The 17,453-nt window shown below is 66.9% G+C and carries 11 protein-coding genes and 1 pseudogene; 5 read left to right on the top strand and 7 right to left on the bottom strand.

The annotated features are described in order from the left end of the window. Positions 1-224: 224 nt before the first annotated feature. Both OKW40_RS11610 and OKW40_RS11605 read right to left on the bottom strand, forming a co-directional pair. Entirely contained in the window at positions 225-734 is a 510-nt protein-coding gene (locus OKW40_RS11610; protein WP_429489781.1) for a disulfide bond formation protein B, read from the bottom strand. Positions 735-862: 128 nt separating this feature from the next. Beyond that, positions 863-2,242 carry an amidase gene (locus tag OKW40_RS11605; protein WP_187613245.1) on the bottom strand — a complete coding sequence of 460 codons (1,380 nt, stop codon included), beginning with the start codon at positions 2,240-2,242 and terminating at the stop codon, positions 863-865. 214 nt (positions 2,243-2,456) lie between these two features. On the opposite strand from OKW40_RS11605, the pseudogene OKW40_RS11600 reads away from it, so the two are divergent. The 3 genes and pseudogenes from OKW40_RS11600 to OKW40_RS11590 all read left to right on the top strand — a co-directional run bounded on the left by OKW40_RS11600 (position 2,457) and on the right by OKW40_RS11590 (position 6,853). Beyond that, positions 2,457-4,215: pseudogene (locus tag OKW40_RS11600) on the top strand (cation:proton antiporter). Between the two features lie 127 nt (positions 4,216-4,342). After that, complete coding sequence (locus tag OKW40_RS11595; protein WP_429489779.1) at positions 4,343-5,794, top strand: gamma-glutamyl-gamma-aminobutyrate hydrolase family protein; 1,452 nt, start codon at positions 4,343-4,345, stop codon at positions 5,792-5,794. 345 nt (positions 5,795-6,139) lie between these two features. Then, positions 6,140-6,853 (top strand): DUF2968 domain-containing protein, encoded by a 714-nt coding sequence (locus OKW40_RS11590; protein ID WP_429404815.1) that lies wholly within the window; start codon positions 6,140-6,142, stop codon positions 6,851-6,853. 9 nt (positions 6,854-6,862) lie between these two features. On the opposite strand, the gene OKW40_RS11585 is transcribed toward OKW40_RS11590, so the two are convergent. Together OKW40_RS11585 and OKW40_RS11580 are read right to left on the bottom strand one after the other, a co-directional pair. Further along, positions 6,863-7,888, bottom strand: a complete 1,026-nt coding sequence (locus tag OKW40_RS11585; RefSeq protein WP_429489777.1) for a hypothetical protein — start codon at positions 7,886-7,888, stop codon at positions 6,863-6,865. A gap of 201 nt (positions 7,889-8,089) precedes the next feature. Next, entirely contained in the window at positions 8,090-8,614 is a 525-nt protein-coding gene (locus OKW40_RS11580; RefSeq protein WP_018421404.1) for a GNAT family N-acetyltransferase, read from the bottom strand. 322 nt (positions 8,615-8,936) lie between these two features. Between OKW40_RS11580 and OKW40_RS11575 the strand changes: the two genes are divergently transcribed. Then, complete coding sequence (locus OKW40_RS11575; RefSeq protein WP_184061321.1) at positions 8,937-10,238, top strand: MFS transporter; 1,302 nt, start codon at positions 8,937-8,939, stop codon at positions 10,236-10,238. 74 nt (positions 10,239-10,312) lie between these two features. Here OKW40_RS11575 and OKW40_RS11570 read toward each other — a convergent pair whose 3' ends face one another. Then, positions 10,313-12,160 carry a tetratricopeptide repeat protein gene (locus OKW40_RS11570; RefSeq protein WP_429489776.1) on the bottom strand — a complete coding sequence of 616 codons (1,848 nt, stop codon included), beginning with the start codon at positions 12,158-12,160 and terminating at the stop codon, positions 10,313-10,315. A 211-nt stretch (positions 12,161-12,371) separates the two neighbouring features. Between OKW40_RS11570 and OKW40_RS11565 the strand changes: the two genes are divergently transcribed. Further along, positions 12,372-14,096, top strand: a complete 1,725-nt coding sequence (locus tag OKW40_RS11565) for an FAD-dependent monooxygenase (protein ID WP_429489774.1) — start codon at positions 12,372-12,374, stop codon at positions 14,094-14,096. Positions 14,097-14,182: 86 nt separating this feature from the next. On the opposite strand, the gene OKW40_RS11560 is transcribed toward OKW40_RS11565, so the two are convergent. After that, complete coding sequence (locus OKW40_RS11560) at positions 14,183-14,443, bottom strand: formate dehydrogenase subunit delta (protein ID WP_184027626.1); 261 nt, start codon at positions 14,441-14,443, stop codon at positions 14,183-14,185. An 8-nt stretch (positions 14,444-14,451) separates the two neighbouring features. After that, a complete protein-coding gene (gene fdhF, locus OKW40_RS11555; RefSeq protein ID WP_429489772.1) occupies positions 14,452-17,448 on the bottom strand; it encodes a formate dehydrogenase subunit alpha in 2,997 nt (998 codons plus the stop codon). Between the last annotated feature and the right edge of the window lie 5 nt (positions 17,449-17,453).

Genomic DNA, 17,453 nt, shown 5'->3' with positions numbered 1-17,453 from the left:
CCGGGTACGATTCGCGCCGAGGCGAGAAGTTGCGTGCGCGGAGCGGGAACCGACAGGAACGGCGCGCGATCGCGGAACGTCGCGCAGAAAAAACGCCGGACTTCGGTGCCCGGCTGGGCAACACGAAGTCCGGCGTCATTGGCGATGCGAATCGGTAAGCGCCCTGGCGGCGAGTTCGGCGCTTCAGACGGCGTTCGAAGCTCGCTCGGCCAAGTTGCCCGCCGTCAGGACACCCGATGGCGATTGCGCACCAGGCTCAGCACCAGCGCGACGAACGCGACGATAAACGCGACGCCCGACCACATCGGCAGCGTCAGCCCGAGAATCGGCGGATAGGCGGTTTCGCACAGGCCCGCAACCTTGAACACGCTCGGCAGCCAGTGCGCGGGGGGCAGGCTGTCGACCACCGGTTGCAGTGCGTCGAAGCCGCAGCTGAAGCCAGGATTCGCCTGGATGTACACATGGCGCGCCGCGGTCGCGATGCCGGCGAGCGCCGACAGCGCCGCCATCACTTCGAGCAGGCGCACGCCGCGCCAGTGCCTGAAGCTCGCGCCGAGGAACGCGAAGATCGCGGTCAGCAGGAAGAAATAGCGCTGGATGATGCACAGCGGACACGGGTCTTCGCGCAGGCCGAACTGCAGATACAACGCACCGCCCACGAGGGCGAGGCAGATCAGGCCGAGCAGAACCAGCAGGGTGCGCTCGCGGCGCAGCATTGCGGAGTCGTTATTCATGGATCTTCGATTGGTCTGGAGACGAAAGGGCGGGTGCCCGCGATTCTAGCGCGAACCCCGGCCGCGCCACTTATTGCCTGAACATTGGCACGGCGGCGACCGCGCCGGGCGGCCAACCCCGGCGCGCTTTACCGGATCGCTTTCAGCACTGCCTCGGCCGCGCGGCCGATCGCGAGCAGCGCGTCGTCGGCGTGCGGTGCGCCCGCCAGCATCAGGCCGACCGGCGCGTCGCCGCGCAGATGGCACGGCAGCGACAGCGCGCAGCTATCGAGGAAGTTGAACGCGCTCGGATTGCGCAGGATCAGCGCATTGGTGCGGCCGAACGCGTCGTCGTCGTTGAGCAGGTCGGCGAGGCGCGGCGGCACGACCGGCACGGTCGGCGCGACGAGCGCGTCGAAACGCTGCCACAGCGTGCGCGCGGCTTCGTCGAGCATCGCGTCGCGCTCGGCGACGAGGTCCAGATAGTCGACCGCGCTGGCTGGCTGCCCCTTCATGATGCGCGCGAGCACGCGCGGATCGTACTGCTCGCGATGCTTGTCGAGCAGCGGACGATGCCACGCATACGCCTCGATCGACGAAAAGCCGAAGCGGTTGATCTCCGGCAGCCGGTCGAGCGGCGCGAAGCGCACCTCGCTGACGATCGCGCCGGCCGCCTCCAGATGCTTGAGCGCGGTATCGATCGCGCGCGCGACTTCGGGCTCGACGCCGTCGGTCACGAAATTGGTCAGCACGCCGAGGCGCACGCCTTCGAGCGGCCGCGCGGCCGGGATGCGCGGCTCGAGCCCGGCGAGCATCCGGTCGACCAGCGCGCAGCATGCGACCGACACGCCGATCGGCCCGAACGAATCGAGCGTCGACGACAGCGGCACGCCGCCCTGCTTCGGGATGCGCGCGGCGGTCGGCTTGAAGCCGGTCAGCCCGCACAAGGCGGCCGGGATGCGGATCGAGCCGCCGGTGTCGGTGCCGAGCGCGACCGCGGCCATGCCGTCGGCGACCGATGCGGCCGCGCCCGACGACGAGCCGCCCGAAATCCGCTCGTCGCCCTTCACGCCGCGCCGGTACGGCGACAGCGGATGGCCGTAGTGCGGATTCAGGCCGAGTCCGGAAAACGCGAACTCGCTCATGTTGGTCCGCCCGACGATCACGGCGCCGGCCCGCTTCAGACGCGCGACCGCGACCGCGTCGGCCTTCGCGGCGGGCGCGTCGGCGAGCACGACGGAGCCCGCGCGGGTCGGCTGGCCTTCGATGTCGAACAGGTCCTTGACCGACACGGGAATCCCGGCGAGCGGCGAGAGCACGGTGCCGGCCGCGCGCAGGCGGTCGTGCGCGTCGGCGGCGGCGCGCGCGGCGTCGGTGTCGACGTGCATGAAGACGGCGGCGCCCTGGCCAGCCGGATCGGCGATCCGGTCCAGCGCGGTTTCGACGAGCGCGCGGCTCGTCGTGCGGCCGGCGGCGAGATCGGCGGCAAGCTGGGCAAGCGGCGGGAAAGGGGCGAATTCAGTGGCCATGATGTCGGTAGAAATCCGGTTGAGCGCAGCGCGGGCGCATGAGCGAGGCAGTGCGGAGCCAAAGGGAAAGGTCCGTCCGCATTGTAGAGCAAGGTTTTGCGGCCGAGCGGCCTGCTACTGGCGGCGCGGCGCGGCGCGCGACTTCGCCAAAAAGATGGCGGGTTCGTTTGCTACACTGCGCTTTCTGAGATTACTGTTTGTAAGGAAGGCGCTCATGCACCATGGCATCGGCTTCATCCAGGATCTGGCCGTCGTGATGGCGCTGGCCGGCGTCGTCACCGTGCTGTTCCATCGCCTGAAGCAGCCGGTGGTGCTCGGCTATATCGCGGCCGGCGTGATCATCGGACCGTACACGCCGCCGTTCCAATTGATCCACGACGAACAGACGATCCAGACGCTCGGCGAGCTGGGCGTCGTGTTCCTGATGTTTTCGCTGGGCCTCGAATTCAGCCTGCGCAAGCTGTTCGAGGTCGGCGCGACGGCGATCGTCGCCGCGCTGTCCGAAATCGTGCTGATGCTGTGGATCGGCTATGAGATCGGCAGCGCGTTCGGCTGGACTCCGATGGACTCGCTGTTCCTCGGCGCGATCCTCGCGATCTCGTCGACGACGATCATCGTGAAGGCGCTGTCCGATCTCGGACTCAAACGCGAAAGCTTCGCGCAGCTCGTGTTCGGCATTCTGATCGTCGAGGACATTCTCGGTATCGCGATGCTCGTGCTGCTGACCGGCATCGCGCAGACCCGGGCAGCTGTCGGCCGGGCTCGCGGCCGTCACGCTCGGCAAGCTGCTGCTGTTCATGACGGTGTCGCTGCTGGTCGGCGTGCTGCTCGTGCCGCGCGCGCTGAACTACGTCGCGCGCACGGGCAGCGACGAGATGATGCTCGTGTCCGTGCTCGGCTTCTGCTTCGGCTTCTGTCTGCTGGTCGTCAAGCTCGATTACAGCATCGCGCTCGGCGCGTTCCTGATCGGCGCGATCATGGCCGAGTCGCGTCATCTGCATCGGATCGAGCATCTGATCGCGCCGCTGCGCGACGCGTTTTCCGCGATCTTCTTCGTGACGATCGGACTGATGCTGAACCCGGCCGTGATGCTCGACTACGCGTGGCCGATCGCCGTCATCACGCTCGCGGTGATCGTCGGCAAGATCGTGTCGTGCGGGCTCGGCACGTTTCTGTCGGGGCAGGACGCGCGCACCTCGATGCGCGTCGGCATGACCGTGTCGCAGATCGGCGAGTTCTCGTTCATCATCGCGACGCTCGGTCTGACGTTGAAGGTGACGAGCGGGTTTCTGTATCCGATCGCGGTCGCCGTGTCGGCATTGACGACGCTGACGACGCCATATCTGATCCGCGTCGCCGATCCGCTCACGCGCCGCATCGGGCAGGCGATGCCCGCCCCGTTGTCCAACGTGTTCGGCATGTACGGGCAATGGCTGCGCAGTTTGGTCACGGCGCGCGGCGAGCCGACGCTCATCAGCATGACGCGGCGGATCGTATTGCAGATCGCGGTGAATCTCGCGCTCGTCGTGGCCATTTTCCTCGCCGTGTCGTATAGCGCGCCGCATAGCGGCCGGCTGCTCGCGCACTGGCTCGACGACGAGCCGCTGCAACGCGTCGTGCAGTGGAGCGTCGCGCTCGTCGTTTCGCTGCCGTTTCTCGTGGCCGTGTATCGCAAGACCAAGTCGCTCGCGCTGCTGCTTGCCGAAGTCGGCGTGCAGCCGACCACCGCGGGACGCTTCACGAGCCCGCTGCGTCACGCGATCGCCGATCTCGTGCCGATCGTGTCGATGATCGGCGTGTTTGTGCTGGTGGCGGCGCTGTCGGGCAGCATCCTGCCGCCGACTGGCCTGCTCGTCGCGGTGCTCGTGTGCGCCGCGCTGCTGCTCGCGCTCGTGTGGCGCTGGTGCGTGAAGATTCATGCGTCGATGCAGATCGCGTTGCGGGAAACCTTCGAAGAGCGGCCGGATCCTTGACCCATCGGGTCGGTGTAACGCTTCGCAACAATGTGAGCAATTGTGTGCGGGTTTGCGGGGCCTGCAGCACTGACGGATAATCAGGGCATATTCATTCGTTCGCGTGTAAGGCGCCCGTCCGACAGTCATGAGCGAAAACAAACCCGAAAACGCCGGCACGACCGGCAGTCCGCAGCCGGCCTCCCCCGCGCCGAGCAGCGCGCCGGCCGAACCGGCCGCCTCGCTTCCTCCGTCGCGTGAAGATGCCACCCGGTCGGCCGCCAAAGACACGAGCCCGACGGCCGAGGAGGCGACCGCGAGGTCGTCGACCGACGATCCGCTCAGCGCATCGTCGGTCACGCCCGAAGATCCGCGCACGGCGCGGCTGCGCGACGCGGCCGAGGCGCGCAGCGCCGCCGCCGAATCGACCGCGCGGCAGGAAGCCAAGGTGCACGAGCGCGAAGCGCAGCGCGCTGGTACGTACGCCGGCGGCGCGACCATGGTGAAACCCGAGCCGCTCGCGAAACCGACGGTGGCCGCCGGCGAGCCGCGCGCGGCTGGCGGCAGCGCCGCGGACCTCGCCACCGAAGACGAAATCGCCAGCGAGGCAGCCGCCGCACCCGCGGCGCGTGCGCCCGGCTCGCCGCCGCCCGGTTTCGGCGCGGCACCCGATTTCAGCGCCACGAACCCGCCACCACCCAACGCGCTGCCGCCGTCGCCACCGCGTTATCTGAAGCAGAGCGACTCCGCGTGGAGCGTGTTCGGCCGCATCATCGCGGCGCGCGCGCGGCAGCTGTTCGATCGCGCGGGGCAGCGGATCACGCAGCGCACGCTGCGCATCGGCGTGTCGGCGCGCATCTTCCATCCGGAACCGGGCGCGAAGGGCTTGCGCGGCAAGACGCTGCAGTATCTGGAGGAGTCGGTCGCGCACTGGGTGATGTCGCGCGACGTGCTGGTGTTCATGATCCCGACCGTTGGTCATCAGGGCATGCTGCACCCGAGCAACATCCGCCTGCGCGACTATGCGAAGCATCTCGATGGCCTGCTGCTGCAAGGCGGCGCCGACGTGTCGCCGCAGACGTATGCGGAATCGGCGACCAGCCACGAATGGCCCGGTGACCGCGTGCGCGACATGTACGAGCTCGAACTGCTGCACGAGTTCGTCGAATCGGGCAAGCCGGTGCTCGGCGTGTGCCGCGGCTGTCAGCTGATCAATGTCGCGTTCGGCGGCACGCTATATCAGGACATCGCGACCGAAGTGCCCACCGCGAACGTCCACGTCAACGAAAACTACGATCAGCACCGGCACGGCGTGCATTTTCCGGATGGCTCGACGCTGGTGAACATGTTCCCCGGACGGCGCGACGCGATCGTCAACTCGATTCACCATCAGGCGGTAAAGACGCTGGGCCGCGATCTCAATATCGAGGCGGTGTCGGCGTCGGACGGCATCATCGAGGCCGTGCGCTACCGGCGCGCGCCGTTCGTGATGGGCGTGCAGTGGCACCCGGAGTTTCATCGCGCGGGCGGCCCGGAGCTGCTCGATTGCACGCCGTTGCTCGATACGTTCCTGCGGGTCGCGCGGGAGACGCGGTTTTAAGCATGGCGGGTTTGCGTTGGCGCGGCGTGCGCGGTCGAGGTTGAGTCCGCGGCGTGGTTGCGCATCGGTCCCGCGCTTTCGCTGTTTTCCGCAGCCCGACGGAGCCATTCCATCCATCTGACGCACTGTCACGTTATGTGGCAGTGCGTTTTCTTCTCTCGAAATAATCAGGAGTGCGAGCTGGGTGGCGTCTTTATTTTGCGACTGTGATTTTGGATGGAGTGGTTCGCTGCGCCAACCGTCTATCTCGATTTCGAGCGTGTCCATACAGTGCCCACGAGCTTCGCGTCGCGATAAATCCGCGCGATAATCCAACGTCATTCTCGATCGGCGTGGAGCAGGCATATGAAGTACTCCTTGGTTATCCGGCGCGCTATGTTGCTCGCCGGTGTCTATGCGTTGTGGCATACGGGTGTTGCGGTGGCACAGCAGGACAGCGTGAGCGCGCCGCTGGCGGGCACGCGGCCGGCTCCAGGGGAGTTGGCGCCGCGAGAGGCTGGCCCCCAGTCCGTCGCTGAGCCCGAGGTGTCCGCGAATACGCCCGCCGCCGCGCGCGGCGACGTCGCCGATTTGATCCAGTTGATCCAGGACGCGAACCTCAGCGAACTGCGCACGACCTACAACGGCAGCTATGGTGCGAGCCTGTTCTTCCATCCGCCGCGGATGACGTACTACGTCGCGTTGTTTCAGAACAAGCATTTCTGGCGCGTGATCAGGAGCGATTCGGCAGAGCGCGCGGAAGCGATCTACGCCGGTTTCGCGCAGCAGACGCAGCAACTCGCGGACGTCGAGATTCATCGCACGCGGTTGCAGGCGCAGAATGCGTATCTGCAGGGCAGCATCGCGATATCGCAGCAGCAGGCGCAACGGCTGCAGACCGATCTCGACGTCGCCCGCACGCAGCAGGCGAAGGTCGACGACCGGCAGCGGCAGACGCGCGACGAGGCGCTCGCGCTGCGCGCGGAGCGCGACAACGCGCAGGCGCAATTGCGTCAGCTTCAGAGCGCGGTCACGCGCTTGCAGCAGCAGACGGAAGCGGGTTTGCCTGCGTCGAAGTAACGGCGGCGCTCATTGCGCGAATTGTTCCGGGATTTCGGTGACGCGACGCTGCGATATGTGGTTCATCCACTCGGTGCTATTTGCCGGCAGATTGTTCGACACGGTGGAGCGCGGCAGCGGCGCGACGTCGCGCAAAGACATCATGGCGAACGTCGTTACATCAGCGTATCCGTCTTCGCCGAACCGGGTACGAACGCGCGCTTCATGCGATGGGTCATTCGCGGCATGGCGATTTACCGGAAGCGGATGCGTTTGCACGCGAAGCGCACGACGTGGAGGCGACGAGCGAATCGCGTCACGCGGGGTGGGCGCATGTCGCGTGGCGGTGCGCTGAGGCAAAGCCACGATGCGCGCGGGTGCGGCGGCGGCCACGTCGACAGGTAATGGCGGAAGCACAGGCGCCGGTGTGACGGCCTCCGCAATCACCGGTGCCTCGGGACTCGCAACCAGATGCTGCGCACGACGCTTTTCTACCGGCGCCGGCGCATCACGACGGGGCATCAGAGCTTGCGCCGATTTCAGCATGTCGGAGGCCATATGCCGCGGCGCCAGAGGCTGATCGACGATCCACCACGCCAGCACCGCGACGCAGCCGATTACGCCGGCACTCGCCGCGACCGTTCGCCGACGCCGCACAGTGCGCCGCTGCGCGATTCGCGGCGAGCGGGCCTTGAGCGCGATTCGCATTGGACCCTGAGGCACCTTCCGTTGCATAGCGGGATGCGCCGCCGTCGCGGTATTCGACGGTTCCCCGGCAGGCTGCGTGGCGTTCGCGACGGGCGTCTCTGCCGGCCGCTTCATGTCAGTTAGCACGCCGGTCAGCACGCCGTCGATCGACACCCACTGCCCATACGACAGCAACTGCTGATCTCTGACGCACACGGTGCGCAGCAGCGCGGCATACAGCGAATCGAGCCCGGTTCGCCAGGACAGCAACGCCCAGTCGCGGCCGAACGGTTCGGGCAGGTGGTCGAGCGTACGGAAAGGGGGAAGCGCGAATGCGCCTTCAATCAGGATGAGCGGCGTGCTGGTCATCGGTTTCTTCCGGTGTCTCGGACAGTCACACCGGTGCGGCAGTGACGGAATCTGTAGGGGGCCGATGAAGCCATCGGCAACAGAAAATCATGCCTCGAAACTACGTCGTCCACCGTTCAGATGACTCCGAAAACAGGAACACCGCCGGCGCGCGCCGTCCCCGCGACGCCATGCGCTTCACTACACACTCAACCGCGGCGTTCAAGCCTTCAACCGGTACACGTAGCGCAACGCGGTGATATCCACGCCGCCCATCTGATCGGGCTCCGCGCCGACCAACTGCCAGCCGTGTCGCTCGTAAAAGCCGATCGCCGCCGTATTGCCCTCGAGCACGTACAGATACAGCTGTGCCTCGCCTTGCGCGCGCGTCCAGTCTACGGCTGCGTGCATCAGTGTTTTGCCGACGCCGATGCCCTGATAACCGGGCAGCGCATGCAGGTTGTCGAGCAGCACGCCCCACGCGGACTCGGGCTGGCGCTCGACACACACGAAGCCGGCCGGCTCGCCGGCCAACTCGGCGATCAGCACGATGCGGCGCTCGCCGCCCGGCGCGCCGAGACGTGCTTCCCAATAGGCGGCGCGTTCGCGCGTGACTTCGCCGTCGAGGAACGCGTCGGGCAACAGACCGCGATAGGTCGCCTGCCAACTGGCGCTGTGGATCGACGCAATCAGCGCGGCGTCCTCGAGCGTGGCGGGGCGCAGGGAAAGAGCAGGGGTGGTTCGCATCGGCGTAATCGACTGAATGGCCTCGCGCGGACAGTCTGCGGCCGCCCGCGGGTGTCGCGCGTAAGCAAACTGTATGCGTTTCGCGTCGACCCTATCAGCAGTAACATTACGTGGCATCAGCCCGGCATCGAGCTCAGCGTTTACCCTGATATCGAATGAACGCCGTGAGCAGCAGAATGCGACGCCCCCGGGCGCGCTTGCTTATACGTGTGTGTCCGCCTGCGGCATCCGCTTGCCAAACGCAGTGGATCGTTCCAACTGCCCGCTCGTCACCGTCCGCGTCGATCCGTCCGACAGGGCGACGGGCTTATCCGAGAGTGTCATGTCTACAGCGACCCACGCCGCTTCCACCACCCAAGAATCCAAGGTCAAGACAGTGTTCCGCGTTGTCAGCGGCAACTTTCTTGAAATGTACGACTTCATGGTCTATGGCTACTACGCTTCCGCGATCGCCAAGACCTACTTTCCTGGCGGCAGCGATTTCGCATCGCTGATGCTGTCGCTGTCCGTGTTCGGCGCGGGCTTCCTGATGCGTCCGCTCGGCGCGATCGTGCTCGGCGCCTACATCGACCATCACGGCCGTCGCAAAGGCCTGATCCTCACACTGAGCCTGATGGCGCTCGGCACGCTGACGGTCGCGACGATACCGGGCTACGCGACCATCGGGCTCGTGGCGCCCGTGCTGGTGCTGCTCGGCCGGCTGCTGCAAGGCTTCTCCGCCGGCGCTGAGCTCGGCGGCGTGTCGGTGTATCTGTCGGAGATCGCGACGAAGGGCAACAAGGGCTTCTATTGCTCGTGGCAGTCGGGCAGCCAGCAGGTCGCGGTGGTATTCGCCGCGCTGATCGGCGTGGGGCTCAACAAGATTCTGCCCGCCGACCAGATGTTCGCGTGGGGCTGGCGCGTGCCGTTCCTGATCGGCTGTCTGATCGTGCCGTTCCTGTTCATCATCCGCCGCTCGCTGCAGGAAACCGAGGAGTTCACGGCGCGCAAGCATCGTCCGAGCGTGGGCGAGATCCTGAAGTCGATGCTCGCGAACTACCCGATCGTGCTGGGCGGCATGGGCATGGTCGTCATGACGACCGTGTCGTTCTACATGATCACCGCTTACACGCCGACCTTCGGCAGGGAAGTGCTGAAGCTGTCGGCGATCGACGCGCTCGTCGTCACCGTCTGCGTCGGTATCTCGAATCTGATCTGGCTGCCGTTGTCCGGCGCGTTGTCGGACCGCGTCGGCCGCCGTCCGGTGCTGCTCGCGTTCACGATCCTGACGATCCTCACCGCGTATCCGGCGCTGCAATGGCTCGTCGCCGAACCGTCGTTCGCGCGTCTGCTCGCCGTGCAGCTATGGTTGTCGTTCCTGTACGGCTGCTACAACGGCGCGATGGTCGTCGCGCTGACCGAAGTGATGCCGGTCGAAGTGCGTACCGCTGGCTTCTCGCTCGCGTACAGTCTCGCGACGACGATCGGCGGCTTCACGCCGGCCATCGCCACGCTGCTGATCCACGTGACCAGCAACAAGGCGGCGCCGGGCCTGGTCCTCGGCGTGGCGGCAATCTGCGGTCTGCTCGCGACGCTGTTCCTGTATCGCACGCCGGAGTCACGCAATCAGTATCGGGCGGCCTGACGGTTCACTTCGTGTTCTGAAAACAAAAGACCCCGCGCTAGCGGGGTCTTTTGTTTGCGGCGCGTGGTCTGTGGCTACCCGTGCCGCAATTCGTTAGCGACCACCTCGACGACTTCATCCCACGCGCCCGGCCGCGGCTGACGCACGAGCGTCGCGCCGGGATACCACGGGCTGGGCGTGTCGCCGTCGAACCAGCGCCAGTCGGCGGCGCACGGCAGCATCAGCCACAGCGGCTTGCGCAGCGCGCCCGCGAGGTGCGCGATCGACGTGTCGATCGACACCACCGCGTCGAGCCGCTCGACGATCGCCGCGGTATCCGCGAAGTCGCCGATGCGGTGGTCGAAGCGATGGATCGCGGCCGCGCGCGGATGCGCGTCGAGCGCCGCGCGGTCGTCCTCGGACAGATCGGGCTGCAACACGATCCAGTCGATGCCATCCAGTGCAAACAGCGGCTCCAGCGCGGCGAGCGGCATCGTGCGGGTTTCGTTGCGCTGGATGCGCCCCGACCATGCGAGCCCGATCTTGCGCTTCGCCTGACCGCCGAGCGAGCCGCGCCATTTGCGGCCATAGGCCGGCGGCACGCTCAGATAGGGCGTGCGCGCGTCAATCGTGTCGTAGCGCGTGCCGAGCGCTAGCGGCAGGCTCAAGAGCGGAATCTGCAGATCGGCGGCGGGGCGCGGCTGGCCCTGCGCGATCAGCGAGACGCGCCACGTCTTCGCGACGGGCGCGAAGAGCGGCACCAACTGCGGCTGCACTTCGAGCACGACGCGCGCGGCGCGTTGCGCTGCGAGCGGTACGAAGCGCACGAACTGCAGCGTGTCGCCGAAACCCTGTTCGGCATGGATCAGCAGCGTGTATTTTTCGATCGACTCGCCGTGCCAGCGCGGCAACGTCTGGATCACCGGTTGCGCGACGGTTTGCAAGCGCCATTCGTATTCGGGCAGCCCGCGCTCGAAGTCGCGCATCGCGAGCCACGCGAGCGCACGGTTCATATGCGCGGACGCGAGATCCGGGCGCAGCCGCAACGCCTGATCGAGCGCGCGCACCGCGGCCGCGTGCGCGCCGAGCGCCTGGTGCGCGGTGCCGAGCGCAAGCCACGCGAGCGCGAATTGCGGATCGAGCCCGACCGCGCGCTCCAGATACGGCAGCGCCTGTTCGGCACGGCCGAGCGCCGCGAGCGCGTTGCCCATGCCATAGATCGCGGGCGGCAGGTTCGGCTGCAGACGCAGCGCCGCTTCAAATGACGCGACTGCCCGCGCATGGCGGCCGGTCGCATCGAACGTATTCGCGAGATTGAAGTGCGCAGCGACGAAGCGCGGCTCGGCGGCGAGCGCGGCCTCGAAGCAGGGCACCGCCTCGTTCGGTCGATCGAGCGCGTTCAGCGACATGCCCATGTTGTTCAGCGCGCCCGCGTGACCGGGGCGCAGCTCGAGCGCGCGCCGGAACGACGCGATCGCGTCCGCGTGACGGCCGAGCGCGTGCAGCGCATTGCCGAGATTGTTGTGCGACGACGCGTCGTTCGGCTGCAGGCGCAGCGAACGTTCGAACGCATCGGCGGCGTCTTCGTGACGGCCTTGCGACGCGTACGCGTTGCCGAGGTTGTAGTGCGCCATCGGGAAGGTCGGCGCGAGCGTCAGCGCGTTGCGGAACTGCTCGATCGCGGCGTCGATCTGGCCGAGCGCCTTCAGCGCATTGCCGAGGTTCAGCTGCAGCGCCGCGTCTTCGGGGCGCAGATCGACCGCGCGCCGCACCAGCGCCGCGGCTTCGGCGTGCTGGCCCTGCTGGTGGCGCAGCACGCCGAGCAGATGCAGCGCGTCGACGTGGCTGGGGTCGTGGTCGAGCGTGGCGCGGTAGCCGCGTTCGGCGTCGTCGAGGCGGCCGTCACGATGCGCCGCGAACGCGCGGTCAAATACAGGTTGCATGACGGGGAGGGCATTTGGATCAATCAGACTGAGGGCGCATTTTCCCATACTTGCGCAAGCGGCCTGGATTTGCGCGGAGCGTGAGTTCATGGGCAACGACGGATGGACCCCCCGCGCGACCCGTCTTGCCGACGCGCGATTGATGCAGCGCACCCGTGTGCGCAAGAGCGGCGGCGTACACTAGAACGCATTGTTGCCTCCGGAGTTCCGCATGGACGCTGCCGCCTACGACGCGTCGCCGGTGCTGATCGTCGGGGCCGGTCCCACCGGACTTGCCGCAGCGATGAGTCTCGCGCGCGCCCACGTCCCCGTGCGCCTGATCGACAAGGCGCCGCAGCCGAACCCTTACTCGCGCGCGATCGGCATTCAGGCACGTACGCTCGAACTGCTCGAGCAGCATCGGCTGGTCGAACCGTTTCTCGAGCTCGGCCATCGCGCGCGCGTGGCGAATCTGTTTTCGAACGGCATGCGGCTTGCGCAGCTCGATTTCGACCCGTTGCACACGCGCTATCCCTATCTGCTGTTTCTCGACCAGTCGGTGACCGAGCGGCTCCTGACCGAGCATCTGGCGACGCTCGGCGTGAAGGTCGAGCGCGGCGTCGAGCTCGTGGCGTTCATGCAAGGCTCCGCGAGCGTTCAGGCGACCTTGCGCCGCGCGGACGGCCGCACGGAAGCCATGCGCCCGTCATATCTGATCGCGGCCGATGGCGCGCACAGTTCGATTCGCCATCGCCTCGACCTGAACTTCGAGGGCAAGACCTTCGACCAGACCTTTCTGCTTGCCGACCTGCATGCCGAAACCGACTGGCCCGACGACGAGTTCCATATCTTCGCGTCGGGCGACGGTCTCGTCGCCCTGTTTCCGATGGGCCACGGCCGCCATCGTCTGATCGCCGATCATGCGGTCGAGCCGTCGGACAGCGCCGCGCCGCCGGCCCCCGCGGTGCTCGGCGAGCCGCCGCTGGAGCGGGCGCCGGCGCCGTCGCTCGAACAATGCAAGGCGCTGATCGCGCGACGCGTGCGCGAGCGCGTCGACGTGTCGGATCTGGCGTGGTCGGCGTACTTCCACGTGAACAGCCGGATGGTCGATCGGCTGCGCGTGGGCCGCATCTTCCTCGCCGGCGATGCCGCGCACGTACACAGCCCCGCGGCCGCGCAAGGCATGAACACCGGCATCCAGGAAGCGCTCAATCTCGGCTGGAAGCTCGCGCGCGTGATCGGCGGCGCGGCGCCGGATCGTCTGCTCGACACGTATCACGCCGAGCGACATCCGATCGAGCGCGAGGTGCTGCGGCAGACCGGTTTCATCACGCAGATGGCCGAGGCCGATCACGGACCGATGAAGCTGCTGCGCGAGCGCGTGATGCCGGTGCTGGCCACGCTCGGTCCGCTGCGCGATGCCGCACGCGCGACGATCAGCGAGCTGTCGATCCAGTACCGGCGCAGTCCGCTGACGCTCGAACGCGTGCTCGACGGCGGCCCGCGCGCGGGCGAGCGCGCACCCGATGCGCTCGTGCACGTCGTCGACGGTCCGCTGGGACGCGCGCCGGGCGTCGGCTGCATTTTCGATCTGCACGATCCGGCGTTCTTCTCGCTGTTTCTGCTGTTGCCGCCGCTGCCCGTCGATGGCACGCCGCTCGATCCCGCCGCGAAACATGCACCGCCGCCGGACCCCGAAGTAGAAAAGCTCGCCGCCGAGGTCGAGCGGCTGCTGCCGAACGCGGTGCGGATCTGGCGCGTCACCGATACGAGCGGCGACGGCGGCCCGGCGTTGTCCGAATCGTATGGGCGCACGCGGCCGTCGTTTTATCTGGTGCGGCCCGACGGCTACATCAGCGCGCGCGGACGCACCGGCTCGGACCTGCACGGTCTCGTACGGCACTGCGAAGCGTGGTTTACGGTTGGGGGAGAGATATCGGAACAGGCGACGTTGTGATTGGCGCCGCCCGTTGCGTGGCATGGGCACGCACGCGGCAGCGGATCGCGCCACCGCGCCTGGTTGATTGGGGAAACCGCCCGAGCCTAAGCCGCCGGCGCCTGGGCCGGCGCCGGCGTCAACTTCTCGCGATACCTGACGATCGCCTCGCGCGTGAAGTCCGATAGCGCGATGTCATACGTGTCCGGCGCTTCGTCGAGCGTCGCGAGCAGCGCGCGCCGCATGCGCGGCTCCCAGAAGCGGCGGATGTGTTCGGCGACGCCGGTCAGCGCTTCCTCGTGGTCGGGCATCGACTCGAAGAAGTCGCCGATCCGGTTCGCCATGTCGATCAGATTCCGATTGTCCATGGCTCGCCTCACTTGCCCGCGGTGACGGCCGCGGCCGCATTGGCCAGCTCGCGCTGCTTCAGCAGTTCGAGCTGTTCGCTATTGAAGCGCGAATAGTCCTTCTGCCATTGCGACGGCTGCTCGACCGGCATCACCTGCACCGCGGTCACCTTGTATTCGGGGCAGTTGGTCGCCCAGTCGGAGCTGTCGGTCGTGATCACGTTCGCGCCCGATTCGGGGAAGTGGAACGTGGTATAGACGACGCCCGGCTGCATCCGCTCCGTCACCTTCGCGCGCAACACGGTCTGCCCCGCGCGCGATTCGATGCCGACCCAGTCGCCGGTTTTGATGCCGCGTTCCTCGGCATCGTGCGGATGCAGTTCGAGCCGGTCTTCGTCATGCCAGCGCGAGTTCTCGGTGCGGCGCGTCTGCGCGCCGACGTTGTACTGCGACAGAATGCGCCCGGTCGTCAGCAGCAACGGATATTTGCGCGTGACCTTCTCCGGCGATGCGATGAACTTCGTGATCACGAACCTGCCCTTGCCGCGCACGAAGGTGTCGACGTGCATCGTCGGCGTGCCGTCGGGCGCGTCCTCGTTGCATGGCCACTGGATGCTGCCCATTTCGTCGATCTTCTGGTACGACACGCCGTGGAAGGTCGGTGTGAGCCGCGCGATTTCGTCCATGATCTCGGACGGATGCGTGTAGTCCATCTCGTAGCCGAGCGCGCGCGACAGCAGCAGCGTGACTTCCCAGTCCGCGTAGCCGGCGAGCGGCGGCATCACCTTGCGCACGCGCGAGATGCGGCGCTCGGCATTGGTGAACGTGCCGTCCTTTTCGAGGAACGACGAGCCGGGCAGCAGCACGTGTGCATACTTGGCGGTCTCGTTCAGGAAGATGTCCTGCACGACGATGCATTCCATCGACGACAGCGCCGCCGCCACATGATGCGTGTTCGGGTCCGACTGCACGATGTCCTCGCCCTGGCAGTACAGACCCTTGAAACTGCCGTGCAGCGCGGCGTCGAACATGTTCGGAATGCGCAGGCCAGGTTCCGGTTGCAGTGTGACGGCCCAGGCGTTTTCGAACTGCGTGCGCACGAGCGGATCGCCGATGTGACGATAGCCGGGCAGCTCGTGCGGGAACGAGCCCATGTCGCACGAACCCTGCACGTTGTTCTGGCCGCGCAGCGGATTCACGCCGACACCTTCGCGGCCGATGTTGCCGGTCGCCATCGCCAGGTTCGCGATGCCGATCACCATCGTCGAGCCTTGCGCGTGTTCGGTGACGCCGAGGCCGTAGTAGATCGCGGCGTTGCCGGCGCTCGCGTAGATGCGCGCGGCTTCGCGTACCTGTTGCGCGGGCACGCCGGTCGCCGCTTCGGTCGCTTCCGGCGAGTTCTCCGGCAGCGCGACGAAATCGCGCCACTGTTCGAACGCGCGGGTTTCGCAGCGCTCGGCGACGAACGCTTCGTCGAGCAGGCCTTCGGTGACGATCACATGCGCGAGCGCGTTGACGATCGCGACGTTGGTGCCGGGCCGCAATTGCAGGTGATGCGACGCCTTCACGTGCGGCGTATCGACGATATCGATCCGGCGCGGATCGACGACGATCAGCTTCGCACCCTCGCGCACGCGCCGCTTCAGACGCGAGGCGAACACCGGGTGGCCATCGGTCGGATTCGCGCCGATCACCATGATGACGTCGGCCTTATCGACCGATGCGAACGTCTGCGTGCCAGCCGATTCGCCGAGCGTCGTCTTCAGACCATAGCCGGTCGGCGAGTGGCACACGCGCGCGCAGGTGTCGACGTTGTTGTTGCCGAACGCGGCGCGCACGAGCTTCTGCACGAGGTAGGTTTCCTCGTTCGTACAGCGCGACGACGTGATGCCGCCGATCGAATCGCGCCCATGCTTCGCCTGGATGCGACGGAATTCGGATGCCGCGTATGAGATCGCTTCGTCCCAGCTGACTTCGCGCCACGGGTCGGTGATCTTCGCGCGGATCATCGGCTTTTTGATGCGGTCCTTGTGCGTCGCGTAGCCCCACGCGAAGCGGCCCTTCACGCATGCATGGCCTTCGTTGGCCTGGCCGTTCTTGTGCGGCACCATCCGCACGACCTGGTTGCCCTTCATCTCTGCCTTGAACGAGCAGCCGACGCCGCAATAGGCACAGGTGGTGACGACCGAGTGCTCGGGCTGGCCGAGCATCACGACGGACTTTTCCTGCAAGGTCGCGGTCGGGCACGCGGCCACGCAGGCGCCGCACGACACGCACTCCGATTCCATGAACGGCTGGCTCTCGCTGGCCGCCACGCGAGATTCGAAGCCGCGTCCGGTGATCGTCAGCGCGAACGTGCCCTGGGTTTCCTCGCACGCGCGCACGCAGCGATTGCAGACGATGCACTTCGCCGGGTCGTACGTGAAGTACGGATTCGATTCGTCCTTCTGGTCCTTCAGATGATTCGCGCCGTCGAAGCCGTAGCGCACTTCGCGCAGGCCGGTCACGCCCGCCATGTCCTGCAGTTCGCAGTCGCCGTTGGCGGGGCAGGTCAGGCAATCGAGCGGATGGTCGGAGATGTACAGCTCCATCACGTTGCGACGCAGCGACTGCAGACGGTCGGTCTGCGTGCGCACCTTCATGCCGGCTTCGACCGGTGTCGTGCACGAGGCCGGATAGCCGCGCCGTCCTTCGATTTCGACGAGACACAGGCGGCATGAGCCGAACGGTTCGAGCGAATCGGTCGCGCACAGCTTCGGCACGTTGACGCCAGCTTCAGCCGCCGCGCGCATCACCGACGTGCCCGCCGGTACGGTCACCGCCTGGCCGTCGATTTCGAGCGTCACGTCGACGTCCGAGTGGCGGGCGGGGGTGCCGTAGTCGGTGTCGTCGGCGAACGCGTCGGCGAACGCGTTGGCGGCGCGTGCCTGGGCTTGCGACTTGCACGCGCAGTTGCCTGAGCCGCAGCCGCCCCCCAGGGGGACTTCCTTCGGGGCGCCGGCAGGGGAGTTGAACTGGTCGGACATGGTGA

The sequence above is a fragment of the Paraburkholderia sp. RAU6.4a genome (assembly GCF_050435625.1).
GTDB lineage: Bacteria > Pseudomonadota > Gammaproteobacteria > Burkholderiales > Burkholderiaceae > Paraburkholderia > Paraburkholderia tuberum.
The sequence above is the reverse complement of the archived record's forward strand: the minus strand, read 5'-3'. Positions and strand labels throughout refer to the sequence as shown.

Bases quoted from the DNA above. Each gene is read 5' to 3' on its own strand.
- OKW40_RS11610 (WP_429489781.1), bottom strand. From the start codon at position 734: ATGAATAACGACTCCGCAATGCTGCGCCGCGAGCGCACCCTGCTGGTT.
- OKW40_RS11605 (WP_187613245.1), bottom strand. From the start codon at position 2,242: ATGGCCACTGAATTCGCCCCTTTCCCGCCGCTTGCCCAGCTTGCCGCC.
- OKW40_RS11595 (WP_429489779.1), top strand. From the start codon at position 4,343: ATGAGCGAAAACAAACCCGAAAACGCCGGCACGACCGGCAGTCCGCAG.
- OKW40_RS11590 (WP_429404815.1), top strand. From the start codon at position 6,140: ATGAAGTACTCCTTGGTTATCCGGCGCGCTATGTTGCTCGCCGGTGTC.
- OKW40_RS11585 (WP_429489777.1), bottom strand. From the start codon at position 7,888: ATGACCAGCACGCCGCTCATCCTGATTGAAGGCGCATTCGCGCTTCCC.
- OKW40_RS11580 (WP_018421404.1), bottom strand. From the start codon at position 8,614: ATGCGAACCACCCCTGCTCTTTCCCTGCGCCCCGCCACGCTCGAGGAC.
- OKW40_RS11575 (WP_184061321.1), top strand. From the start codon at position 8,937: ATGTCTACAGCGACCCACGCCGCTTCCACCACCCAAGAATCCAAGGTC.
- OKW40_RS11570 (WP_429489776.1), bottom strand. From the start codon at position 12,160: ATGCAACCTGTATTTGACCGCGCGTTCGCGGCGCATCGTGACGGCCGC.
- OKW40_RS11565 (WP_429489774.1), top strand. From the start codon at position 12,372: ATGGACGCTGCCGCCTACGACGCGTCGCCGGTGCTGATCGTCGGGGCC.
- OKW40_RS11560 (WP_184027626.1), bottom strand. From the start codon at position 14,443: ATGGACAATCGGAATCTGATCGACATGGCGAACCGGATCGGCGACTTC.
- fdhF (WP_429489772.1), bottom strand. From the start codon at position 17,448: ATGTCCGACCAGTTCAACTCCCCTGCCGGCGCCCCGAAGGAAGTCCCC.